Origin of the sequence: Salinimicrobium maris (genome assembly GCF_049680855.1) — a bacterium.
In the GTDB taxonomy this organism is placed as follows: Bacteria; Bacteroidota; Bacteroidia; order Flavobacteriales; family Flavobacteriaceae; genus Salinimicrobium.
Genome location: NZ_JBMPGS010000001.1, coordinates 76,231 through 101,066 on the forward strand (window position 1 = coordinate 76,231; position 24,836 = coordinate 101,066).

Annotated in this window: 22 protein-coding genes; 14 read left to right on the forward strand and 8 right to left on the reverse strand. The window is 40.1% G+C overall.

Annotated elements, in window-relative coordinates; genetic code table 11:
* The first annotated feature begins 321 nt into the window (after positions 1-321).
* From ACOV1Q_RS00370 to ACOV1Q_RS00385, 4 genes are all read left to right on the forward strand, one after another.
* The gene (locus ACOV1Q_RS00370) at positions 322-3,084 is read left to right on the forward strand and encodes a TonB-dependent receptor (RefSeq protein WP_424492446.1); all 2,763 of its coding nucleotides are present in this window, start codon (positions 322-324) and stop codon (positions 3,082-3,084) included.
* Positions 3,085-3,133: 49 nt separating this feature from the next.
* On the forward strand, positions 3,134-5,125 hold the full coding sequence (locus ACOV1Q_RS00375; protein WP_424492447.1) for a hypothetical protein: 1,992 nt from the start codon (positions 3,134-3,136) through the stop codon (positions 5,123-5,125).
* A gap of 176 nt (positions 5,126-5,301) precedes the next feature.
* Positions 5,302-5,637 carry a T9SS type A sorting domain-containing protein gene (locus tag ACOV1Q_RS00380; RefSeq protein WP_424492448.1) on the forward strand — a complete coding sequence of 112 codons (336 nt, stop codon included), beginning with the start codon at positions 5,302-5,304 and terminating at the stop codon, positions 5,635-5,637.
* Between the two features lie 247 nt (positions 5,638-5,884).
* Positions 5,885-6,865, forward strand: coding sequence for a LuxE/PaaK family acyltransferase (locus ACOV1Q_RS00385; protein ID WP_424492449.1), 981 nt, complete (start codon positions 5,885-5,887; stop codon positions 6,863-6,865).
* A gap of 206 nt (positions 6,866-7,071) precedes the next feature.
* Here the strand turns inward: ACOV1Q_RS00385 and tyrS are convergent, their stop codons facing one another.
* Positions 7,072-8,367, reverse strand: a complete 1,296-nt coding sequence (gene tyrS / locus ACOV1Q_RS00390) for a tyrosine--tRNA ligase (RefSeq protein ID WP_424492450.1) — start codon at positions 8,365-8,367, stop codon at positions 7,072-7,074.
* Positions 8,368-8,449: 82 nt separating this feature from the next.
* Between tyrS and ACOV1Q_RS00395 the strand changes: the two genes are divergently transcribed.
* Positions 8,450-9,466, forward strand: coding sequence for an SDR family oxidoreductase (locus tag ACOV1Q_RS00395; protein ID WP_424492451.1), 1,017 nt, complete (start codon positions 8,450-8,452; stop codon positions 9,464-9,466).
* Here ACOV1Q_RS00395 and ACOV1Q_RS00400 read toward each other — a convergent pair.
* From ACOV1Q_RS00400 to ACOV1Q_RS00410, 3 genes are all read right to left on the reverse strand, one after another.
* Complete coding sequence (locus tag ACOV1Q_RS00400) at positions 9,444-9,923, reverse strand: DUF4296 domain-containing protein (RefSeq protein ID WP_424492452.1); 480 nt, start codon at positions 9,921-9,923, stop codon at positions 9,444-9,446. The two genes, ACOV1Q_RS00395 and ACOV1Q_RS00400, sit on opposite strands and share 23 nt — an antisense overlap.
* A gap of 69 nt (positions 9,924-9,992) precedes the next feature.
* Positions 9,993-11,333 carry a dihydroorotase gene (locus tag ACOV1Q_RS00405; RefSeq protein ID WP_424492453.1) on the reverse strand — a complete coding sequence of 447 codons (1,341 nt, stop codon included), beginning with the start codon at positions 11,331-11,333 and terminating at the stop codon, positions 9,993-9,995.
* A complete protein-coding gene (locus tag ACOV1Q_RS00410; protein ID WP_424493379.1) occupies positions 11,333-12,064 on the reverse strand; it encodes a polyprenol monophosphomannose synthase in 732 nt (243 codons plus the stop codon). Before ACOV1Q_RS00410 ends, ACOV1Q_RS00405 begins: the two co-directional genes overlap by 1 nt.
* Positions 12,065-12,167: 103 nt before the next feature.
* Here ACOV1Q_RS00410 and ACOV1Q_RS00415 point away from each other — a divergent pair, with 103 nt between their 5' ends.
* Together ACOV1Q_RS00415 and ACOV1Q_RS00420 are read left to right on the forward strand one after the other, a co-directional pair.
* Entirely contained in the window at positions 12,168-12,827 is a 660-nt protein-coding gene (locus ACOV1Q_RS00415; protein WP_424492454.1) for a DUF4271 domain-containing protein, read from the forward strand.
* A gap of 21 nt (positions 12,828-12,848) precedes the next feature.
* A complete protein-coding gene (locus ACOV1Q_RS00420) occupies positions 12,849-13,601 on the forward strand; it encodes a uroporphyrinogen-III synthase (RefSeq protein ID WP_424492455.1) in 753 nt (250 codons plus the stop codon).
* Between the two features lie 70 nt (positions 13,602-13,671).
* Here the strand turns inward: ACOV1Q_RS00420 and pckA are convergent, their stop codons facing one another.
* Both pckA and ACOV1Q_RS00430 read right to left on the reverse strand, forming a co-directional pair.
* Positions 13,672-15,273 carry a phosphoenolpyruvate carboxykinase (ATP) gene (gene pckA / locus ACOV1Q_RS00425; protein WP_424492456.1) on the reverse strand — a complete coding sequence of 534 codons (1,602 nt, stop codon included), beginning with the start codon at positions 15,271-15,273 and terminating at the stop codon, positions 13,672-13,674.
* Positions 15,274-15,351: 78 nt separating this feature from the next.
* Complete coding sequence (locus ACOV1Q_RS00430) at positions 15,352-15,741, reverse strand: DUF423 domain-containing protein (protein ID WP_424492457.1); 390 nt, start codon at positions 15,739-15,741, stop codon at positions 15,352-15,354.
* An 81-nt stretch (positions 15,742-15,822) separates the two neighbouring features.
* Between ACOV1Q_RS00430 and ACOV1Q_RS00435 the strand changes: the two genes are divergently transcribed.
* The 3 genes from ACOV1Q_RS00435 (at position 15,823) to ACOV1Q_RS00445 (ending at position 18,201) form a co-directional block, all read left to right on the forward strand.
* The gene (locus ACOV1Q_RS00435; protein ID WP_424492458.1) at positions 15,823-17,196 is read left to right on the forward strand and encodes a saccharopine dehydrogenase family protein; all 1,374 of its coding nucleotides are present in this window, start codon (positions 15,823-15,825) and stop codon (positions 17,194-17,196) included.
* A gap of 73 nt (positions 17,197-17,269) precedes the next feature.
* On the forward strand, positions 17,270-17,599 hold the full coding sequence (locus ACOV1Q_RS00440; RefSeq protein WP_424492459.1) for a hypothetical protein: 330 nt from the start codon (positions 17,270-17,272) through the stop codon (positions 17,597-17,599).
* A gap of 89 nt (positions 17,600-17,688) precedes the next feature.
* The gene (locus tag ACOV1Q_RS00445) at positions 17,689-18,201 is read left to right on the forward strand and encodes a ferritin (protein ID WP_424492460.1); all 513 of its coding nucleotides are present in this window, start codon (positions 17,689-17,691) and stop codon (positions 18,199-18,201) included.
* 72 nt (positions 18,202-18,273) lie between these two features.
* Here the strand turns inward: ACOV1Q_RS00445 and ACOV1Q_RS00450 are convergent, their stop codons facing one another.
* Positions 18,274-18,966 carry a zinc metallopeptidase gene (locus ACOV1Q_RS00450; protein WP_424492461.1) on the reverse strand — a complete coding sequence of 231 codons (693 nt, stop codon included), beginning with the start codon at positions 18,964-18,966 and terminating at the stop codon, positions 18,274-18,276.
* A 135-nt stretch (positions 18,967-19,101) separates the two neighbouring features.
* Positions 19,102-21,987 carry a leucine--tRNA ligase gene (leuS, locus tag ACOV1Q_RS00455; RefSeq protein WP_424492462.1) on the reverse strand — a complete coding sequence of 962 codons (2,886 nt, stop codon included), beginning with the start codon at positions 21,985-21,987 and terminating at the stop codon, positions 19,102-19,104.
* 161 nt (positions 21,988-22,148) lie between these two features.
* On the opposite strand from leuS, the gene ACOV1Q_RS00460 reads away from it, so the two are divergent.
* From ACOV1Q_RS00460 to truB, 4 genes are read left to right on the forward strand one after another with little or no spacing between them, the layout of a single operon-like run.
* Positions 22,149-23,027: a cell division protein FtsX gene (locus ACOV1Q_RS00460; protein ID WP_424492463.1), complete on the forward strand. Its 879-nt coding sequence runs from the start codon at positions 22,149-22,151 to the stop codon at positions 23,025-23,027.
* 57 nt (positions 23,028-23,084) lie between these two features.
* Complete coding sequence (locus ACOV1Q_RS00465; protein ID WP_424492464.1) at positions 23,085-23,342, forward strand: DUF3098 domain-containing protein; 258 nt, start codon at positions 23,085-23,087, stop codon at positions 23,340-23,342.
* Positions 23,343-24,140 (forward strand): undecaprenyl-diphosphate phosphatase, encoded by a 798-nt coding sequence (locus ACOV1Q_RS00470; RefSeq protein WP_424492465.1) that lies wholly within the window; start codon positions 23,343-23,345, stop codon positions 24,138-24,140. It begins immediately after the preceding gene.
* Positions 24,121-24,831 (forward strand): tRNA pseudouridine(55) synthase TruB, encoded by a 711-nt coding sequence (truB, locus tag ACOV1Q_RS00475; protein ID WP_424492466.1) that lies wholly within the window; start codon positions 24,121-24,123, stop codon positions 24,829-24,831. Before ACOV1Q_RS00470 ends, truB begins: the two co-directional genes overlap by 20 nt.
* Positions 24,832-24,836 lie beyond the last annotated feature (5 nt).

The following is a 24,836-nucleotide window of genomic DNA, read 5'->3' on the forward strand; positions in this document are numbered from 1 at the left end:
ATGAAGATTAACATTAAATAACCTTTATAATATTCTGAAATAAAATTCTTTTGCTGCTTGCCCTTTTAATTTCCTGCATTCCCCATTTTCATTTTTCAAATGCAGAAAAAAGAAATTGCTCATTTAGCTCGCCGAATTTCTTCATCCCCACAAGTAAAGGACAGTTCCTGCGCTTTGATTTAGCAGATAACCTTAAGCTAACATTATCATCACAGAGCATTAATTTATAGTTAACCGCTTCTTTACACATGCGCCTTTATTTTGCGGCAGACAATAACAGATAATATGAAGCGATTTTTTATTCTACTAATCGCAGTACTAATGACAAATAATGTACTGCATGCTCAAAATGAAAGCACAGGCTCTATTGCAGGCCGTCTTTCAGATTCCGAAATGAATGGGGAACCTTTACCATTTGCCAATGTTCTAATAAAAGGCACTTCCAAAGGAGCCACTACAGACATGGATGGTCTTTATTCCGTAACAAACCTTGAACCGGGAACATACACACTTGCTTTCAGTTTTGTGGGCTATGAAACTCTTGAAATTCCCAATGTGGAAGTCATCAGCGACAAAGTGACTGAAATCAACGCCGAACTGGGCAGCAGTGCCGCCTCTCTGGACGAAGTAGTTATTACGACTGTTTCCAGGAGAGATTCTGAGGTGGCTTTATTACTTGAACAAAAAGCAGCCACTCAAATAAAAGAAAGTATTGGCGCGCAGGAATTGGCTAAGCTGGGAGTTTCTGATGTCGCTACTGCAACTACAAAACTTTCAGGAGTTACCACCAGTGAAGCTTCCGGAGATCTTTTTGTAAGAGGGCTTGGGGACAGGTATCTGTATACCACACTAAATAATCTTCCTGTCCCTTCAGACGATGTAGAGCGAAAAAACATTGACCTTGGTCTCTTCCCTACCCGCGTAGTGCAGAGCGTAAGTATTAGTAAAACTTACTCTCCTGAAAATTCTGCCGATCAGGCTTCAGGAACTATAAATATTGATTCAAGGGAATTGAACGGAATTCAGGAATTCGACCTGGGCATTCGTGTTGGGGTAAATACCAATGCAATGGAAACCTATGGTAATTTCAAAGTTTCTCCAAATCAGGAGGATGTCCATTTTGGTTTTTATGATCAAAGCATTCCAATTCAATATGCTGTCAATAATCAAAAATGGGAGCCGCAAATGGCTAATGCGCCTTTCAACCGCAGGTATGCATTGACTGCAGGTAAGAAGCTGGGCGAAAACCTGAAGGTACTCATTACAGGCTCTCAATCTACCAATTTTGAATACAGCAGCGGGTTATTTAGAGAATATCGCAACAACAACCTCTATGATTATTTTTCTGACACTCAAAATTATCAAAAGACTGTAAACACTACGGGCTTATTGGATGTAGGTTATGAACTCAACGATGATCACAACATAAAAGTGACCAGTCTTTTCATCAACAAATTAACCGATGAGGTTTATGAAGCAGGTAACAACGCAGAGGGTGTCATATTTGAAGAAACTGCTCCCGCTGAAAATTTAAACCAGTTTGTACGCGACCAGAACATCAAACAAACAAGATTATGGGTGAATCAACTTCATGGGGATCATCTATTATCTGAAATGAATGCTCTGGAATGGGCACTCGGGTACAACCTAGTAACTGCCGATGAGCCTAACAGAATTCGAAATGAATTAAATATCAACAAAGAGGGATTTGTACAACTGGGGAGAATGGGCGGATTCCAGCAAAGAAAATCTATTCAGGAGATTGACGACAATGAATTCAATGCGATGATCACAGATCAGCACTACTTCGTTCGGAATGAAACGACCAATGCCAATACTTTCCTGCAGGTGGGAGGTAATTACAGGAGCAAAGAAAGGGATTTTTACTCACAGTTTTTTGGGGTAGAAGAAAACAGACTGAATTCTGTTAACCCGCAATCAATTGATAACCTTACCAGCATTTTCACCACCGGAAATTTTGAGAACAACACGCTTGACCTTAATGTATTGAATGCCGACCAGTACCAGGCCTCTCTGGAATCTTATGCCGGCTTTGCCAACTTCAATTATGGTGCCGGCCAATGGAACTTTAATATAGGTGCAAGATATCAACACGATGATCTTGACGTTGTTTTTGACGTAAATAATTATCCTCAAAATCAGCCTAATTATTCATTCCAGTCGTACGACAACATTTATCCAAGCCTAACCATTAAGTTTTCGCCAAACGAGAATTCCAACATCAGGCTGGCAGCAAGCAGAACTATCACATTACCGGAATTTAAAGAAATTGCTCCTTTTGAGTATGTTTCTCAAACAGGGCAGGTTACCAGAGGTAATCCAAACCTGGAAGCTTCAAAAAATATAAACCTGGACATTAAATATGAGTTATTTCCCAGTGCAGGGGAGTTGATTTCACTCACTGGTTTTTACAAAAGAATTGATGATCCTATTAATAAGGTGCAGGACAGAGGTGCTGCCGGAGTGTTCTCCTACTTTAATGCAGGACAAGAGGCAAACATCTATGGATTAGAACTCGAAACAAGGATTGATATCATTGATAATGAAGAACCCAGGGGGCTTGATTTTGATGTCGCATTTAACGTTTCCAGAACCTGGCACAAACAGGATCTTAAAGATGTATTTAATGCTGAAGGGAATTTTGTAAGGACTTTCCAGTACAACAACAAAACAGAAATAGGACTGCAAGGTGCTTCAGACTGGATTTTTAATGGTTCTCTAAACTTCTCTACAGATTCTGAGAATCCTTTTAGAGCTTCTCTGGTTGGATATTATGCTTCAGACAAGATCTATGCGCTTGGCGCCCCTGAGGCACAGCAGCAAAACGACGTATTCTACAATGATGAAATAGTCGAAAAGGGCTTTGTTGTTCTGGATGCTGTATTCACTCAGGATCTTGGAGAGCATTGGGGTATTCAGCTTCGCGGACAGAACCTCCTGAATCCTGAAATTGAAAGAATACAGGATGTAAGACCAAGTTCTACCGGGGTGGAAAGTACTAAAACCGTTCGCTCCTATACCCGTGGTACAGTTGTAAGCTTAGGAGTGAACTATTCATTTTAATCTATCAAACCATAACCACTAATAAACCAAAACTTAAATTTAAAAAATCATGAAAAAAGTAAGCAACCGAATTTTAATGATCTTTGCTGTAGTTCTGGGCCTTATAGCCACAGGATGTAGCAGTGATGACACTAACATCGAAGTGATCGATCCGGGGAACGGAGGTGGAGAAAATGAAGGAACAGAACTTTCTGGATCCCTTGAAGAAGATCGCACCCTGGATTCTGCAGAAACTTATTCCCTTACAGGAATCTTTTCCGTAGAATCTGGTGCCACATTAACCATTCCCGCAGGAACGCAAATCGTAGCCGATGCAGATCTTGATGATAATGACGAGACCAACGTTTATATTGTTGTTCAAAGAGGAGGAATGATCGACATTCAGGGAACATCTTCTGCACCTGTGATCATGTCTTCAGCAAATGGAAAATCAGGCAGCTGGGGAGGACTAATTATTGCAGGGAACGCAGCAACTACTGCCGGAAGTGATGCAACAGCCGAAGTTGGAGGAATTATCTATGGTGGTTCAGATTCCAGTGATAACTCGGGATCTATAAATTATCTTGTTCTTTCTGATGCCGGGGCACAAATCAACACCGAATCTCAATTCAACGGACTTTCACTTTACGCGGTAGGTTCAGGAACTTCCATCCAGAACGTGGCTATTTTCAATGGAGCTGATGACGGAGTGGAATTCTTTGGAGGTTCTGTTTCTGCGACCAACCTGTACCTTGAAAATAATGAAGATGATGCCGTAGACTGGACCGAAGGCTGGGATGGCACTTTAAATAATGTTTACGTTCTTAACGACGATCCAAATTTCTCTACTGCTATCGAAGCTGATGGTGTGAATGGAAACCCTACAATTATTAACTTCACCGCTGTTTCTACTGTAGGCGGTACTGCTTTGCAGTTCAAGGCGCAATCTGGTGCTACGATTACAGGGCTTTCCCTTTCTGGTTATGATACTGCCGTAGAAATTACTGAGGATGGAAGAAACGATTTATCAGGAATACAACTTAACGGTGCCGATGCAGACCTTGATATGAATTATACCGAAATTCCTACTGTGGAAGCCAGCTCTTTTGACTGGGTTACCAATAGAGGGCAGGTAGCTGTGCTACCCGGCACAATTTCTTCAGATTATAGCCTTGATGCCAATTCAGCTTATGTAATTAATGGAATCGTTTCCGTGCAGGATGGTGCTACTCTTACTATTCCTGCAGGAACAAGAATTACTGCAAGAACAGATGAAGACCAGGCAGGATCAAGTGTTTACCTTGTTGTACAGCAGGGAGCCATGATTGATATCCAGGGAACTGAAGACAGCCCGGTAGTAATGAATTCCACTTCCGGAACTCCTGGAAGCTGGGGAGGCATTGTGATTGCCGGTGAGGCAGAAACAACTGCAGGAATTGATGCAACTGCCGAAGTGGGAGGAATTATTTATGGTGGTAACGATCCTGAAGACAATTCAGGTTCTATTAAATATCTTATTCTTTCTGATGCCGGTGCTCAAATCAATACCGAATCTCAATATAACGGATTTTCCTTGTATGCTGTAGGTTCAGAAACTATTATTGAAAATGTTGCTATCCTTAATGGAGCTGATGACGGAGTGGAATTCTTTGGAGGGTCTGTTTCTGCAATGAACCTTTACCTTGAAAATAACGAAGATGACGCTGTAGACTGGACCGAAGGTTGGGATGGTGCTGTAGAAAACGTTTATGTTTCCCATACTATCGAGAATTTCTCTACCGCTATAGAAGCAGATGGATTGAATGGTAACCCAACGATTACAAACTTTACTGCGGTTTCCACAACTGGAGGTGTCGCTTTACAATTTAAAGCACAATCTGGTGCGACTATCACAGGCCTTTCGCTTTCAGGTTATGACACGAATATTGACATAGCTGAAGACGGAAGAACAGATCTTTCAACAATTCAAATAGAAGGTGCAAATGCCGACCTGAATGCCGCTTACGATGCAGAACCCACTGTAGATGAAGAAATGTTTGGATGGGTTTCTACAAACCTATAGTGTTTGAATTAGCCAAAACTCAAACATCCACGGTTTAGAACAGAGACTGCCTTTAAAGGCAGTCTCTTTTTTTAACACATCACGCACAATAAGTTCATTTTTAACAAATAAGAATATTTTCTTTGGTCTGATTTTTGAATATTTTATTCTAAATTTGTATAACCAGAAAACTGAAGATGAAACAACTCTACTTGTGCTTTTTATTGATCATTAGCTTGTCGTTCTATACAGAATCGGCTAGTGCTCAATCATCTACAGCTGGAAGTCCCGATGAAACAACTATCGAGGAACTTTCTATATATCCCAATCCTGCGACGGGACAAAAAGTTTATATCTCTACAAAAACCAATCAAACAAAGAAGGTAGAAATCTTCAATGTACTTGGAAAACCGGTATTATCTACCATGCTTTCCGGGACAGAACTTAATATTTCTGCTTTGGAACCCGGTATTTATATCCTAAAAATAAAAGAAGGGAAAAGTTCGGCTACCCGAAAACTTGTGATTCGATAGTTTCACATCCAGGAATTTAAAAATGTGGTTTCCACTACCACTTATTTTTTTACTTTCTCATTTTTTACCCCTTTTAGACTTTCGCGAATATATTCATGCAATGAAAGTGTTATTTTCTAAATTTCCATTGCGCTACAGCTTCAAAAATGACATTCTATTTGTATTTTTTGAAAAAATCGCATGCCCAAATTACTTCTAAAGCGGAAACCTTCTTTTTTCTACCTTTGCAGCCTTAGACACAATTTAAATGCCCGATTTTAACCACATTTTTTCCATTTCCACCGCTGAAGAATTCAAAGCGGCAGCCCTGGAGGTTTTTAGACATCAATATGAAAAGAATGAGGTGTACAACAAATTTTGCAGACTTTTAAACAAAGATCCGAAGCAGGTAAAAAGCATTAATGAAATCCCCTTTTTGCCAATCGGGTTTTTTAAATCCTTTCCTGTTATTTCTTCAGAAAACACTGTAGAAATTACCTTTACCAGTAGCGGTACCACCGGGAGTCAAACCAGCAAACATATGGTAACCGATCTTGAAGTGTATAAAAAGAGTTTTCAAAAAGGCTTTCAAAATTTCTACGGAAATATTGAAGAATATGCCGTTCTCGCACTTCTTCCCTCTTACCTTGAAAGAGAAGGCTCCTCGCTTATTTATATGGCCCAGGATTTTATTGAAAGAAGTAAAAACCCCGAAAGCGGATTCTACCTCAACGATCTTTCTGCATTAATAGAAAAACTGGTACGACTAGATCAAAAAGGGCAAAAGATCCTATTAATTGGTGTTTCCTTTGCACTTTTAGACCTTGTAGAGCAGCATCAATTTGAGCTTAAAAATACTGTTATTATGGAAACCGGTGGCATGAAAGGCCGAAGGAAAGAAATGATTAGAAAAGAATTGCATCAACGCCTTTCGAAAGGCTTTGGAGTTGGAAAAATTCACAGCGAATATGGAATGACAGAATTGCTTTCGCAGGCATATTCTACCGGAAATGGCCTTTTTGACTGTCCGCCCTGGATGAAGATATTAATCCGTGACCCTGAAGATGCGCTGCAGTTACTTCCGCAGGGGAAAACCGGCGGATTAAACATTGTTGATCTGGCAAACGTAAATTCCTGTTCTTTTATCGCAACCCAGGACCTCGGCAAAGAAACTGCAGATGGCAAATTGGAGATTCTAGGAAGATTCGACAACAGCGATATTCGGGGATGTAACTTAATGGTGTTGTAAATACTTTACCACAACATTCTCAAGGTCAGTGTTCAAGCCCGCTTCCAAGAAACTACAAGACACAAAAAAAATTTGAAAAAAAATTTATACGTAGTGTAAGGTAACTCTTATATACCCGACTTAATGTTCGGTTAGATTATGTATTTCATAATTGGTTGGTTAGTTAGAAACCCCTTAGCACCTCTCGGTCGCAAGGGGTTTTTTAATTATACCACCCTAATGATATACGTATTTCTCTTGCCTTTGTTGATGATCACGTACTTGTCGTTCAAAAGATCTCTTGAAGTGATTTGAAAATCTTCAGTGACTTTTTCTTTGTTTACAGAGACAGAATTCTCCTTCAGCGCCCTTCTGGCTTCTCCGTTTGATTTAAGAAAATCGGTTTTTGCTGAAAGTGCTGCAATCATATCTAATCCGGCTTCCACATCTGCTCTCTCTACTTCGGCCTGTGGCACACCTTCAAAAACATCTAGAAATGTGGCTTCATTCAGATTTTTAAGGTCATCTGCAGTACTCTTTCCGAATAAAACTTCCGAAGCTTTGACGGCATTTTCATAATCTTCCCGAGAATGAACCATCACAGTAATTTCTTCGGCTAAAACTCTTTGCAGCTGTCTTAAATGTGGTGCTTCTTTGTGCTTTTCCACTAAAGATTCTATTTCCTCTTTTGGCAAAAAGGTGAAAATCTTGATGAATTTTTCTGCATCCTCATCGCTGGTGTTTAACCAGTACTGGTAAAATTTGTAAGGCGAAGTACGCTCAGGATCCAGCCAGATGTTACCAGATTCTGTCTTCCCAAATTTAGTTCCATCGGCTTTGGTGATCAACGGGCAGGTAAGTGCATAGCCTTTCCCATCGCCAATTCTGCGAATAAGCTCTGTTCCTGTTGTAATATTTCCCCATTGGTCGCTTCCGCCCATTTGCAGGGTACAGTTTTGCTTTCTGTACAAATGAAGAAAATCATACCCCTGCACCAGCTGATAAGTGAACTCTGTAAAAGACATTCCTTCGGAAGCATCTGAAGACAAACGCTTCTTCACGGAATCTTTCGACATCATGTAATTCACGGTAATATGTTTTCCCACATCCCTGATAAACTCCAGGAAGGAGAAGTTTTTCATCCAGTCATAATTGTTTACCAGGACAGCGGCATTTTGCTCCTCGCTTTCAAAATCAAGAAATTTCTTCAACTGGTTCTTAAGGGCATTTTGGTTGTGAAGCAGCGTAGCCTCATCCAGCAAATTCCTTTCGTTTGATTTCCCTGAAGGATCCCCAATCATCCCAGTAGCACCACCTACCAAAGCAACGGGTTTGTGCCCGCACAACTGGAAATGGCGCAGCATCATTACTCCTACCAAATGACCAATATGAAGAGAATCGGCCGTGGGATCAATTCCCACATAGGCGGCTCTCAAACCTTCCTGCAAATGTTCCTCGGTGCCAGGCATGATGTCGTGCAACATCCCTCTCCAGGTGATCTCTTCTACAAAATTCTTGTGCATAATATCTTTTTTGGATAAAAAACAGCCGTAAAGATACCATAAACCTGCATTTTTCCTAAGTGGATTTAGCTATATTTACCAAATGATTTTAGTTACCGGTGGTACAGGTTTGGTAGGTTCACATTTACTTCTGGATTTAATGAAATCGGGGGAAAAGGTTCGGGCTATTCACAGGAAAAACAGTGATCTGGAAAGTGTCAAAAAGGTGTTTTCTCACGAACATTCTGCCGAGGAAGCGAACCGACTGTTCACGAAAATCGAATGGGTGGTTGCAGATCTTACCGATATTCCTTCCCTGGAAAAAGCTTTTACTGGCATAAAAAAGGTTTACCATTGCGCCGCCCTGGTCTCTTTTGACCCCTCGGCTTACCAGCAACTTCGGAAAGCCAACATAGAAGGTACAGCAAACATTGTTAACTTATGTATTAAAAATAATATTGAGAAACTTTGTTATGTAAGTTCCATCGCAACTTTTGATAAAAAGCTGGGTGAAAATGTCATTTCTGAAACCTCCTTTTGGAACAAAGAAGAAAACCATAATATTTATGCGATAACGAAATATGGTGCAGAAATAGAAGTGTGGCGAGCGAGCCAGGAAGGTGTTCCCGTGGTAATCGTCAACCCCGGAATTATAATTGGTCCCGGCTTTTGGAATTCGGGTAGCGGAGAAATCTTCAGCAGAATAAATTCCGGCTTAAAATACCATTTTCCGAAGGTAAGTGGTTTTGTAGGAGTTTATGACGTAGTGAAAAGCATGAGAGCTCTTATGTCTTCACCCATCAAAAATGAGGAATTCATAGTAGTTTCTGAAAATATTTCCTTCCGAAGGATCTTTGAATTAACAGCAAAATATCTGGATAAACCTGCGCCACAAAGAGAGCTAAAGCCCTGGATGGTAGCCGTAGGATGGGCCGGGCAACGTTTTTTGAGCTTGTTTGGAAAGAAGCAACAATTAACCAGGCACTCTGTCAAAGATTTATACCAAGATTCGTTCTACTCCAACCAAAAGATCAAAGAAGCGCTGAGTTTTAAATTTGAAGAAATGGATTTGGTCATTAAGAAGACGGCGAAGATCTTTAAGGAAGAGAATCCTGCCTGATTTCCTCATTTAACGAAGCTCCTGTAGAAAGGCTTGGTACCAGGCTATCTCTGCCAGCATCTATAGTATCCTCTTCTACGGGAAGACTATCTAATCCTTTTTGTCTACGTATTTCATTAAGGCTGTCTCGTCTTTCTCTTTGCTCTTTTCTTATTGAATCTCTCACGCGCTCCTCTTCTTCACGAATGCTGTCAAACCTGCTTTTAAGCTGCTCCAGGCTGTCCCTCACTTTTTCATATATACGCTGGTAAGCGACATAATTGGCAGTATAATAATCATTGCTTCGGTTAAACTGGGAACTATCAATATCAAATTTTTCCCAAAGATATTCGTCGGGCTTTATTCCGCGTCGTTCAAGTTCCTGTTTGCTGTAACTGCGAGCGCCTTGCAACAAAGACATTTCGGTGAGTACATTTACCATCTTAGCTTCAGGAATAAGATCTTTGGGTTTATCCATCTTTTTTACATCCTGACAGGAAATTATCAGAAACAGCAATAAGAATATGAAGCTCAATTTGCGCATATTTTATCTATCGAAAGTAAGCCGTTCCGCTTTTTGGAATCCGTTGAATTTAAAATTATTGTATACCAGGTTTCCATTTACAAAAGTATGTGTTACTCTAGATTTAAAGGTAGTTCCTTCAAAAGGAGACCAGCCACACTTGTAAATCGTATTGTTAGGCTGAACTGCCCAGGGCGCGTTTAGATCTACAATCACCAGATCTGCTTTATAACCTTCGCGTATGAATCCGCGCTTTTCAATCTGAAACAAAATTGCCGGATTGTGGCACATTTTCTCTACAATTTTTTCAAGAGAGATCTTTTCCTGGTGATACATTTGCAGCAATGCAGGCAAGGCATGTTGCACAAGAGGCCCACCACTTGGAGCTTTAGTGTAGACGTTCTTTTTTTCTTCCTTAGTATGCGGTGCATGATCTGTAGCGATGACATCTATTTTGTCATCCAGAAGGCCTTTTAGCAATGCTTCCTGGTCTTTTTTTGTCTTAACCGCCGGATTCCACTTTATAAAAGTGCCTTTTTTGGCATAATCCTGATCATTGAACCACAGGTGATGAATACAGACTTCCGCAGTAATTTTTTTGTCCTTTAATGCTTTTTTACTGTCAAAAAGGGAAAGTTCCTTCGCAGTAGAAATATGGAAAACATGCAGCCTTGCACCTGTTTTCTTTGCCAGGGCCACGGCCTTTGAAGAAGAAATATAACAGGCTTCCTCACTTCTTATCTTTGGATGCAGCTCCACAGGAATATCATCGCCGTAACGCTCCACACATTCCTTTAAATTTCTTTGTATGGTTTCTTCATCTTCACAATGCGCTGCTATCAATAAAGGAGATTCCTGAAAGATCTTTTCAAGTACTTTCTCATCATCTACCAACATATTTCCGGTAGATGATCCAAGGAACAGCTTTAAGGCCGCCGTGGTTTTTGGATCTACTTTTTTTATTTCTTCCAGGTTATCATTGGTACCACCAAACATGAAAGAATAATTTGCAAGAGAGGTTTCTTCTGCAAGTTTGAATTTCTCCTCCAGCCTTTCTATAGTAGTGGTTTGTGGCTGAGTATTCGGCATTTCTATAAAGGAAGTAATCCCCCCGGCCACAGCAGCTTTAGAACCGGTGGCGATAGTTTCTTTATGAGTAAGTCCCGGTTCTCTGAAATGCACCTGATCATCGATCAATCCCGGCAATAAGTAATTGCCTTCGGCATCGAATATCTTTAAATCGGGTGATTTGGCACTTATACTATCTGCAATTTCTGTAATAATACCATCTTCAATAAAAACGTCTCCTTCTGTGATGGCTCCTTCATTTACTATACGTGCATTTTTTATGAGTACCTTCTTCATTATATATTCATCTTATTAAACAGACTTTTAAACTTCATTTTTACCACTCCAAAAATAGCTTCCCAAATTATGGAGCCACTCATTTTGGAAGTTCCTCGTGTCCTGTCAGTAAAAATAACGGGGACTTCAAGGATATTCATTTTTAAGAGATAAGCCTTGAACTTCATTTCTATTTGAAAGGCATATCCTATAAACTGTATTTTGTCCAGATGTATATTTTCCAGGACTTTTCTTCTATAACAAACAAAACCTGCAGTTGTGTCGTAAATAGGCATAGCCGTTATGAACCTGACATACCTCGAAGCCAGCCATGATAAGAGCACCCTGCTCATTGGCCAGTTTACAACATTTACTCCAGTTTTATACCGTGAGCCGATAGCCACATCTGCATTCTTTTTTTTACATGCATTGTAAAGCCTGATAAGATCATTGGGGTTGTGTGAAAAATCTGCATCCATTTGGAAAATATATTCATATTCCCGCTGAAGAACCCAGTTAAAACCGGCAATATATGCGGTTCCCAGTCCCGATTTTCCTTTTCTTTCCTGTAAAAAAAGCTGATCCCCAAACTCGTTTTGCAGCAATTTTACTGTTTCGGCGGTTCCATCTGGAGAGCCGTCATCTACTACTAAAATATGAAAATTGCGCTGCAGTGAAAACACATTTCTAACTAATCGTTCAATGTTCTCGTTTTCGTTGTAGGTGGGTATTATTACAATCCCATCTGGCATACAATATCTTTTGCGCAAATGTAACTATTTTTAAGGTTTACATTTTGTTTTTGCGGCTTCTTTTCAGCTTATTTAATTATACCTTTGTTAAAAATTATTGCGCGTGGAGGCTCTTGAAAGATTCACAGTTTCACAAGACTGGATAACCATACTGCTAATTGCTGTACTTGTTCTTTTAGTGGCTGCGAAATATACTTTCCCTCACAGGTTCTCAGATTTCTACATGCTCTTTGCAACCAATAAATATTTGCTGTTACAAGGTAAAGAAGCCAAAATTTTTCATCCTTTCAATGTGCTGCTCTTTGGAGTAAATATTATCTCGGTTTCATTATTCATCTTTATTGCTTACCAAACCTTTATTACCACTGAACTTGGACGTCCCAAAATTCTCTTTATAAGGATTGCCACTGCTTATACAGCCTTTGTACTTCTTAAATTTTCCCTGGAAAAGATCCTGGCCAATATTACGTCAATTGATAAATTGATGAACCATTACCTTTTTTACAAGCTTAGCTACCGGAATTTCACTTCTATGCTGCTAATCCCAGCAAATTTGATATTCATATATATATGGAAACCAAACCAATTGAGTCTTTATATTTGCCTCGGTTTCATTTTATTATCAAACATTATAACCCTTACCTCAATTTTTAGGAAAAACCAGCAGCAGATAATACAGCATTCCTTTTATTTTATTTTGTATCTTTGCGCTCTCGAAATTGGACCGTATTTTATTTTGTATAAGCTAATTACAAATAGGTAAGGTTGTAAAAAGAATATGTTTATGAAAGTGAAAACAATTTTGGTTTCTCAACCAGAACCTAAGGTTGAAAATTCTCCTTACTTTGAACTTGAGGAAAAACAAAAAGTAAAAATAGACTTTATACCGTTTATCCACGTCGAAGGAGTTTCCTCCAAAGATGTAAGGCAACAAAAAATTGACCTTGCCAATTATACTGCCATTATTTTAACCAGCCGAAATTCTGTAGATCACTTCTTTAGGATTGCAGATGAAATGAGATACAAGGTGCCAGATACTCTAAAATATTTCTGCCAGAGTGAAGCCGTAGCCTATTATTTACAGAAATACGTGGTTTACAGAAAACGTAAAATCTATGTTGGAAAACGTACTTTCCAGGAACTTTCTCCATTAATCAAGAAGTACAAGAATGAGAAATTTTTACTTCCTTCTTCTGATATGCTGAAGCCAGATGTTCCCAAGACTTTAAATAAACTTGGTGTGGAATGGAAACAGGCAACTTTTTACAAAACTGTGGTAAGTGACCTTTCTCATCTAAGAGAAGTTTTTTATGATATTCTTGTCTTTTTTAGTCCTAGCGGGATCAAATCTTTATTTGAAAACTTTCCCGATTTTGAACAAAAAAATACAAGGATTGCAGTTTTTGGAAATACAACGGTTAAAGCAGCCAAAGAGCATGGTTTAACGGTTAACATTCAGGCACCAACTCCTGAAACTCCATCCATGACAATGGCCCTTGAAAAGTATATCAAGGAAATGAATAAAAAACATCATTAAGAGTTATCAATAGCATAAATAAAAAATCCCGCAATTGCGGGATTTTTTGCTATTAGCACTGATTTTTCTGCTAATTAGCTTTAGGAGCACCCTTCATAATTTCCTCGTTCGCCTGTTTTTCGAACTTCTCAAAATTTTCTTTAAAAGATCGCGCCAGGTTATTTGCCTTGCAATCATAGGCTTCTTTGTCTTTCCAGGTCTTTCTTGGGTTGAGCACCTCTGCAGGTACATTGTTACATTCTACCGGCATGGCTAAACCAAAAACAGGATGCTGCTCAAAAGAAACATCCTCAAGGTCTCCCCGCAAAGCAGCATCAATCATGGCCCTGGTATATTTTAGTTTCATTCGTGATCCTACTCCATATGGTCCTCCGGTCCATCCGGTATTCACCAGCCAGACCGTTACATTATTTTCTTTCATTTTAGCACTCAGCATTTCAGCATATTTTGTGGGGTGAAGCGGCATGAACGGCGCCCCGAAACACGCTGAAAAACTTGGCACTGGCTCATTAATACCTGCTTCGGTACCTGCAACTTTGGCTGTATACCCGCTAATAAAATGATAGGCCGCCTGTCCCGGGGTCAACTTACTAATTGGAGGCAGTACCCCAAAAGCATCAGCAGTCAAAAAGAAGATATTCTTCGGATTTTTCCCTACAGAAGGATTTTGAATATTGTCAATATGATGAATAGGATAACTTACCCGCGTATTTTGTGAGATGGACGTATCTGAAAAATCCACATCACCGTTTTTATTTAAAATGACATTTTCCAGGATCGCTCCTGGTTTTATAGCGCGGTAAATATCCGGTTCATTTTCTTCTGAAAGATTGATCACCTTTGCGTAACAACCTCCTTCAAAATTGAAAACACTGTTTTCTTTTGTCCAGCCATGCTCATCATCGCCTATCAACTTTCGGCTGGGATCTGCAGAAAGAGTAGTTTTTCCCGTACCCGAAAGTCCGAAGAAAATCGCGGTATCGTCCTCTTCACCTACATTTGCCGAGCAGTGCATCGGCAGCGTATCTTTGTAAACCGGAAGTATAAAGTTAAGTGCAGAGAAAATACCTTTTTTGATCTCTCCGGTGTAACCCGTTCCTCCAATTAAAGCAATTTTCTTTTCAAAATTAAGTATAGCAAAATTGTGCTGTCTTGTTCCGTCTACTGCTGGATCTGCTTTAAAACCAGGGGCATTTACAATAACCCAATCTTCCTGGAAATTCTCAAGTTCTTTCTCATCTGGTCTCAGGAACATGTTATACGCGAACATGTTTGACCAGGGATATTCATTAATAACTCGAATGTTGAGCTTGTAGTCATCATCTGCACAGGCGTAAGAATCTCTTACGTAAACCTCTTTTTCAGAAAGGTACTCTGTTACCTTTTCATAAAGGGAATCAAATTTTCGCGAATCAAAAGGAATGTTAATATCGCTCCACCAGACTTTATCCTTTGTAATTTCATCTTTTACAATAAATCTGTCCTTTGGAGAACGACCCGTAAATTCCCCTGTGTTCACTGCCAAAGCTCCCAATCGGGTTTCCACTCCCTGTCCCTTCTCTAAGGTAGCTTGTTGCAACTCCTCCGGTGCCAACTGGTAATGTACTGTCGCATTTCGAATCCCGTAATCATCCAGCGCAATCGTTTTCGTAAATTGTGTGTTTGCCAACATAAATTCTTTACTTGTGTGTTTCTATTACATCAACAAAAGTAGAAAAAGTCCTAGTGATTCCTGTGACACCTAACTGCTTTATTTCTTTTTTAACTTAAATAAAGACGCCAACAGCACTACCCAGGCGCCTATCATTAAAGAGCCTCCAAGAGGGGTAGTTAATGCAATTACTGCGAAATCAAAAGAAGTGAGGTGGTTGGTAGCCAATAGGTAAATAGATCCTGAAAACAATAGGGTGCCTATAAATGTTAAGAAAAAGCAAATATTTTTAACTTTTTCCTTTGCTCTCGCATATACCCCCAGGAAGAGCAGAAAGAAAGCGCTATACATTTGATATTTCACTCCTGTTTCAAAAGTTATTCTTTGCTCCAGGGTAAGCTGTGGTTTAAGACCATGAGCTGCAAAAGCTCCTAATATGATTCCAAAAAGCCCAAAAATAGCACCTGTGATCAAAATTTTCTTCCCCATAGTAAATTTTTCAAGATGAAAACATTTAAGTACATTCGTTAGTACAACGAATTCTCTACAAACTTAATCAAGTTATTGTTCATGCGAAATATTCTTATTGTTGGGGCAGGAAAATCTACCGGTGTTCTTATAGAATACCTTCTGAAAAAGGCAAGATCTGAAGACATTTTTATTACCATTGGCGATATTCTTAAAGAAAATGCCGAAAAAGTAGCCGGAGACCATCCCCTTTCAAAGGCAATTTCCCTAGATATTTTCAAACAACAAGAAAGAGAAGAGGCTGTAAAAGCGGCAGATCTTGTCATTTCTATGCTCCCTGCTAGATTTCATATAGAAGTGGCAAAAGATTGTGTCAAATTTGGCAAGAACATGGTTACGGCATCTTATGTAAGTGATGAAATGGCCCTGCTGGATGAGGGAGTGAAGAAAAAAGGCCTCGTTTTTATGAATGAAATTGGGGTGGACCCGGGAATAGACCATATGAGCGCCATGCAGGTGATCGACAGGATTCGGGACGCAGGCGGAAAAATACTTCTTTTTGAATCATTCACCGGCGGACTCGTAGCTCCCGAGAGCGACACCAACCTTTGGAATTATAAGTTTACCTGGAACCCAAGAAATGTAGTAGTGGCAGGACAGGGCGGAGTCGCCAAATTCATTCAGGAAGGAAAATTTAAATATATTCCTTACAACCGCTTGTTCCGAAGAACGGAATTTCTTGAAATTCCAGATTACGGAAAATTCGAAGTTTATGCCAATCGTAATTCGTTAAAATACAAAGACATTTATGGGTTAAGCGATGTTCTTACCCTTTACCGCGGAACCATTCGACGGGTAGGCTTCAGCAAGGCATGGAACATTTTTGTACAACTAGGCATGACAGATGACAGTTACATTATGGAAAATTCTGAAGAGATGAGTTACCGGGATTTTGTCAATTCCTTTCTTCCCTACTCTCCTACAGATTCGGTTGAACTTAAATTTCGCCATAACCTTAAAATAGATCAGGACGATATCATGTGGGAAAAACTTCTTGAACTCGATATTTTTAATGCACAGAAAAAGGTAGAGCTCAAAAATGCCACTCCGGCGCAAATTCTTCAGAAGATATTGATGGAAAAATGGACGCTGGGACAGGATGATAAGGACATGATCGTCATGTATCACAAGTTTGGATATGAACTTAATGGCGAGAAGAAACAAATAGACGCAACAATGGTGAATATTGGCCGAGATCAAAAAGAAACGGCTATGGCCCGCACGGTTGGACTTCCAGTAGCTATTGCTGCTCTAAAAATCCTGAATGGCGAAATCGCTACGCCTGGGGTACAAATACCTATTTCTAAAGAGGTTTACCAGCCAATACTGAAAGAACTTGAGGAAAACGGCATCCAATTTAGAGAGGAAGAAAAAGAATATTTAGGTTACAATCCATTTGGAATGGTTGGAAATTAAAGCACCAAGTAGGGGGTTCTTTAGAAAGATAAAATTTTTTTATTCTTTGGAATAAGTCTAAATAAGCTTATTTTTGAACCTCAAAATGAACCTGCTCTACAAATCATATTACTATTCCTCGTACCAGTGTGACAACAAAAGGTGCTTTTTTGTTGACTTTGGTGAAAAACCTGTCAAAATTAGTTTTTGTCAGCTGCTTGCATTGCGTCAAAAAGTCAATGCTATCGATCTTAATTCTCATTTTGACAGCGAATTAAATTTTCACGGAATAGAAATTCTTACCCTGTGCAACCGGGAGCATATTCTTATACTTGATACCCTGCAGGTGATAGACCTAAAACAGCTTATAAAAGCCACTTTTGGAATGCTGGAGCTCAATGCGCTTGTTGCCCAGACTTTATAACCATCCGCTTTAGAATTAGACTCCTTCTAAATTTTCCTTTCCCTGAGGCTAAGACAGGATTTTTCAGTATTTTTAAAAAAAGATGAATTATGAAAGATCTCGTAAGACAAAAAATAAGTATAAATGTAGATGTAATGGACCTGTTAAACCAACAGATCACCAAAGAAGCCCATTCATCTTCGGCATATCTTGCCATGGCGTCCTGGTGTGACCAAAATGGCTTAACCAACAGTGCCGATCTTTTCTATAAACAATCTGAAGAAGAACGTGAACATATGCTGAAGATCTTCAGGTTTATAAATGATAATGGTGGTACTGCATTTTCTCCGGAAGTCAGGAATGTAATGCATGAATTCAATTCTCTTCAGGAGATCTATGAATCTGCTTTAGACCAGGAAATAGAAATTACTAAATCAATTCATAACATTGTATTGAAGTGCAGAAAGGTTCAGGATCTTTCTTCCGAATATTTCCTTCAATGGTTCATCCAGGAACAAATGGAAGAAGAGCAAAAAATGCGCAGAGTCCTTGAGCTTTTTGATCTTATGGGAACTGACGGAATTGCTCTTAAGCTCATTGACGAACGAGTGCAGGACGTTTAAATTATAAAGTAGTTTTATAAACTAAAAAAGGACGCAAAAGCGTCCTTTTTTGATATCTAGATAATTCTTTTTTTAATCCCTTCCCAAATAAATGCTCAGGAAGTACAATAAAGTTGCAAGCGAACCTACGGCAGCCACTACATAGGTACGGGCAGCCCACTTTAGGGAATCTTCAGCAGCTTTATGTTCCTGTGAATTCAGCATATTTCCTGTTTCCAGCCACACCAGCGCTCTCTTACTTGCGTCATATTCTACGGGAAGGGTAATAAAACTAAAAAGTGTTCCCATTCCATAAAGTATAATACCAACTAGAAGCACCGTCTGCCCAATTCCTACCGATACCATTGTCATAAGGATCAAGCCCCCCATAATCGCCCATTGCGAAAATTTAGAAGCCACACTTACCACCGGCACCAATTTACTCCTCATTTGTAACCAGCTATAGGCTTTGGCGTGCTGCACAGCATGACCACATTCGTGAGCTGCTACGGCCGCAGCGGCTGCGTTACGCTGAGTATAAACAGATTCACTAAGGTTGATGGTCTTCTTCGCCGGATTATAATGATCTGTTAGCTTTCCCGGAGTTGAAATCACTTTTACATCATAAATGCCGTTGTCACTAAGCATTTTTTCTGCAATCTCCTTACCGCTCATGCCATTCTGGAGATGCACCTTGGAGTAGTGCTTAAATTTACTCTTGAGCTTGTTACTCACATACAAACTCACTACAAAAATGAGTCCCGCAATGATATAATATCCTATCATAGTTTTTTATTTTTATATAAACATACAAACAAAAATCCAGCCAAATTGAAGAAGTTGGTCTTCTATGAAATAATGTCCTATTACATGTCAGCGTACAGCTGCAGCTGCTTCAGCGGGATGTCAGTTCCCGAAAACCTAACCTACAATATTGACGATCTTGCCAGGTACTACAATTACTTTTTTCGGCTCCCGCCCTGCCAGTTGTTGCTGTGTTTTTTCATTTGCCATTACCTGCTTCTCGATTTCGTCTTTTGACAGGTCCAGCGGAAGCTCCATGGTAAACCTCATCTTTCCATTAAAGGAAATAGGATACTCTTTTGTACTTTCCACCAGGAATTTTTCTTCATGAACAGGATATGCAGCCGTGGTTATTGATTCATTATGTCCAAGCCTCTTCCACAATTCTTCTGCGATATGCGGCGCGTAAGGTGCAATAAGAATTGCTAATGGCTCAAGAACCTCCCGTTGATCACATTTTTGAGCCGAAAGTTCATTCACACAAATCATAAATGTTGAAACTGAAGTATTGAAGCTGAAATTCTCAATATCCTCGGTTACCTTTTTAATGGTTTTATGCAATGTCTTCAAAGAATCGGCTGAAGCTTTTCCTTCTGAAAAAGAAAACACCTCCTCTTCCCTCGAAGGTGAGGTATGATACAGCTTCCACAGCTTTTTCAGGAAATTATGCACTCCGGTGATCCCGGCAGTATTCCAGGGTTTCGCCTGCTCCAGCGGACCAAGGAACATTTCATACATCCGAAGCGTGTCAGCACCAAAATCTTCACAAATATCATCGGGATTTACCACGTTATATTTGGATTTGGACATTTTTTCGACTTCCCTTCCAACAATGTAGGAGCCATTTTTTTCTGTGATAAATTCAGCATCTTTAAATTCCGGGCGCCAGTTTTTGAAACCTTCAATATCCAGTTCATCTGAAAAATTCACAAGAGAAATATCGGCGTGGATTTGCTGAACAGCTTTCCCTTCAATAAGATTATTAGAAACAAATTTATTTTCTCCTTCCAACCTGTATACAAACGCACTCGTTCCAAGAATCATCCCCTGGTTGATGAGCTTTTTAAAAGGCTCTTCAACTGATAGAAAATTACGGTCTTTTAAAAATTTTGTCCAGAACCTGGAATACAACAAGTGTCCTGTTGCGTGTTCGCTTCCGCCAATGTAAAGATCTACGTTCTCCCAGTACTGCTGTGCTTCCGAAGAAACAAAACGCTCATCATTATGCGGATCCATATATCTGAAAAGGTACCAGCTGCTTCCTGCCCAGCCCGGCATGGTATTAAGCTCCAGCGGAAAAACAGAAACATGATCAATTTTGTCATTTTTGACTACCTCGTTCCTGGAAGTATCCCAGGCCCATTTTGAGGAATTCCCCAAGGGCGGTTCCCCGGTTTCTGTTGGAAGATATTTCTCCACTTCAGGTAGGCGAATCGGCAAATGTTCTTCAGAAATCATCTGCGGCATTCCGTTTACATAATAGACCGGGAATGGCTCTCCCCAATAGCGCTGACGAGAAAAAACGGCATCTCGCAACCTGTAATTTGTTTTTCCTTTTCCCTGCCCCATCTCTTCCAGTTTTTCTATGGAAGCTTTTAAGGCTTTTTTGTAAGGCATTCCGCTAAGGAAGTCTGAATTTGCGATCACAGTTCCTTCCTTGCCTGAAAAAGCTTCTTCGGAAATGTCAATATCCTTAAAAATGTTCTTTATTGCAGGCATTCCATTTTGTCCGGCAAAATGTTTTGCAAAATCATAATCCCTCTGGTCACCACAGGGAACCGCCATTACGGCACCGGTTCCGTAACCAGCCAGGACATAGTCCCCAATCCAGATTGGCACCGGTTCTTTCGTAAAAGGATGCTCTGCATACGCGCCGGTAAAGACTCCGCTAATGGTTTTCACATCGGCCATCCGTTCGCGCTCACTGCGTTTAGCACTCGCCGCAACATAAGCTTCGACTTCTTCCTTTTGTTCGGGAGTGGTGATTTTTGAAACCAGATCATGCTCGGGAGCCAGGGTCATAAAGGTTACTCCGTAGATGGTATCAGGTCGGGTAGTAAAAACAGAAATTCCTGGTGCAGCTCCTGTTTTATCGTCACCCTGAACTTTTTTCAGGGTCTCCTCCTGAAGATTAAACCGGACCATGGCCCCAACAGATTTTCCAATCCAGTTGCGCTGACTTTCCTTCAAGCTTTCTGTCCAGTCAATATTTTCAAGCCCCTGCAGCAAACGTTCTGCGTAGGCAGAAATGCGCATGCTCCATTGGGTCATTTTCTTTCTCACTACAGGATAGCCTCCACGTTCTGAAACTCCGTTGACAATTTCATCATTCGCCAGCACTGTCCCCAATTGAGGAACCCAGTTCACTTCAGTTTCAGCTAAGTAGGTCAACCTGTATTTTAATAATTGCTCTTGTTTTTCTTCTGAAGAAAAAGAACGCCATTCTTCTGCAGAAAAATCCTGTACATCATCATCACAGGTCGCTTTCACCGTTAAATTTCCTTCCGCAGAAAAGATCTCTTCAAGTTCAGAAACAGGACGTGCTTTTTGAGAAGCTTCATCATACCAGGAATTAAACAACTGGATGAAAATCCACTGTGTCCACCGGTAATATTCAGGATCGCTGGTGCGCACTTCCCTGCTCCAGTCAAAGGAGAATCCGATTTTATCAAGTTGTTCGCGGTAACGTTTAATATTCTGCTCGGTCGTCAACGAAGGATGTTGCCCGGTTTGAATGGCATACTGCTCTGCAGGCAACCCAAAACTGTCGTATCCCTGCGGATGCAGCACATTGAAGCCCTTGTGGCGTTTGTACCTGGCATATATATCACTGGCGATGTAGCCCAGGGGATGCCCTACGTGCAACCCTGCGCCCGACGGATATGGAAACATATCCAGCACATAGTATTTTGGTTTATCTGAATCATTTAAAGCTTTGAAAGTTTGATTCTCTGCCCAGTATTTTTGCCAATCGGCTTCTATTTTGTTGAAGTTGTAACTCATTTCTGAAGTTTATTCTGCAGTAATTTCAAGGTAAAACCTCCTGAAACAGTTCAGGAAAGGGCAAAAATACACTTAATGTACGAAAGTGAAAAGTTTGAGCGTTTTAAAGAATGAGAATGATTTACTTTCTTATTTTTACACAAAATTCCTGAAGCTATTCTATGAGTTCATCTTTTGAAAGGTATCAAAAAAGGCGTTTGATCTCCTCTTATTTTTCAGTCGTGATAAGTATCGCACTGGTACTGTTTCTAATGGGGTTGCTTGGTTTGCTGGTGCTGAACACCAAAAAAATAGCCGATCACTTTAAAGAACAGATTGCCCTCACCATATATTTCAAGGATACTGCGAAAGAGGTAGAAATGACGCAGCTTGAAAAAAGTTTGGCATTGGCTGAATATACCAAAAGTACCACCTTTATTTCCAAAGAGGAAGCGGCCGAGGCACACAGCAAAGAAATTGGGGAGGATTTCATGGAATTCTTGGGTTACAATCCGCTGCAAAATTCAATTGATGTTTACCTACAGGCAGATTATATCAGTTCTGGAGAGGTAGATACCATTGCTCAGGAACTGCAAAGCAAAAACTTTGTAGATGAAGTAGTTTATGATAAGCCGTTGATCTCTCTTTTAAATGAAAACGTAACTAAAATAAGTTTCTGGATCCTGGCCATAAGTGCGATCTTCACTTTTATCGCGGTTTTATTGATCAACAGCTCCATAAGATTATCTGTTTACTCAAAAAGGTTCACCATAAAAACTATGCAAATGGTGGGCGCTACAAAGCGTTTTATCAGAAAGCCGTTTATATGGCAAAGTGTAAAACTTGGAATGATAGGAGCCGTACTCGCCCTTATGGGTATGGGCGCCGTACTGTACTACATGCAAAAAAGCTTTCCCCAGCTCAACCTGTTAAACGACTCTACAATTTTAATTGTCTTGTTTGCAGGTGTATTTTTTATGGGTGTAATAATAACCTGGTTAAGTACCTTTTTTGCCACCCAACGCTTTCTTAACCTTAAAACTGACGAGTTGTATTACTAGCATTTTTTTGTGATAACCACAGAATTTTGTAAAAATCAAGATTCAAAAAAAGTAAAAATGAACAAAAACAAGAAGCCTTTACACAAACAGGATTTAAGTTTTGTCTTCGGAAAGAAAAATTATGTCGTCATGGCAATAGGCCTTGCAGTAATTGCATTAGGTTTTATCCTGATGTCTGGTGGAGGTAGTGACGATCCAAATGTTTTTAATCCTGAAATTTATAACTTCAGAAGGATTCGTCTTGCCCCAACCCTGGTGCTAATTGGTTTTGCCATAGAAGTTTACGCCATACTTCTGAATCCACAAAAAAAATAAATGGAAATTATTGACGCTATAATCCTTGGTATTATCCAGGGCTTAACTGAATTTCTTCCTGTTTCCTCCAGCGGACATCTTGAAATTGGCAAAGCACTGTTAGGAGATGACAGCATGCCCGAAGAGTCTTTAATGGTTACCGTGGTACTTCATTTTGCTACTGCTCTGAGTACTATTGTGGTGTTTAGAAAAGATATTGCAGATATACTGCGTGGATTATTTCAATTTAAATGGAACAGTGAAACCATTTTTTCAATGAAGATCATTCTTTCCATGATTCCCGCAGCCTTTGTAGGTTTATTTTTTGAAGAGCAACTCGAATTGCTCTTCGGCGGAAATCTTCTCTTTGTAGGTTTTATGCTATTGATCACCGCACTGCTTTTATGGCTGGCAGATAAAGCAAAAAATACCGAAAAACCGGTAAGTTATGCTAATGCTTTTGTCATAGGCTTTGCACAGGCCATCGCCCTTTTACCCGGGATTTCAAGAAGTGGCGCGACCATTTCCACTTCTGTACTGTTGGGGAATGATAAGACTAAGGCCGCACGTTTCTCCTTCCTTATGGTCGTTCCGTTGATCCTAGGAAAAATTGCAAAAGACCTACTTTTTGGTGATCTTTCTAATACCACCATGGAACTAACTCCTCTTTTAGCAGGATTCATCGCTGCTTTTGTCGCAGGATTTGCAGCCTGTACCTGGATGATACAATTAGTACGAAAGAGCAAGCTATCTTATTTTGCTGTCTATTGCTTCATCGTCGGACTTATAGCCATCATATATGAGTACTCCAATGTCTGAAAAAATTACAGCAGAAGACTTTAAAGCAGGTAAAATTCTCCTGTTCGACAAGCCCCTTGAGTGGACTTCCTTCCAGCTGGTCAACAAAGTGCGATGGCTCATACGAAAGAACTGCGAGATCAAGAAAATTAAGGTCGGGCACGCCGGGACATTAGATCCCCTCGCTACTGGATTACTTATTCTCTGCACCGGAAAAATGACCAAGAGAATAGAAACTTTCCAGGGGCAGGAAAAAGAATATACTGGCACCATCACGCTCGGGGCCACCACGCCCTCTTATGACCTGGAGACCGAAGTGGATGAAACTTATCCCATAGATCATCTAACCGAAGATAAAGTAAAAGCTGCCACAAAAGCGTTTACTGGAGATATTCAACAATATCCGCCGGTTTTCTCAGCACTTAAAAAAGACGGTAAAAGGCTTTACGAATACGCTCGAAAAGGGGAAAATGTTAAGATTTCTTCAAGAAGTATCACTATATCCGAATTTGAAATAACAAAAATTAACTTTCCCGAAGTTTCTTTTCGAGTGATATGCAGCAAGGGAACGTATATTAGAAGCCTGGCGCATGATTTTGGTAAAGAACTTGGCAGCGGCGGATATTTATCTAGCCTGCGCAGAACGAGAATCGGGGAGTTTAAAGTAGACGATGCCCTTTCCCTTGATTCTTTCATAAATGAGTATCTTTAAGGGAA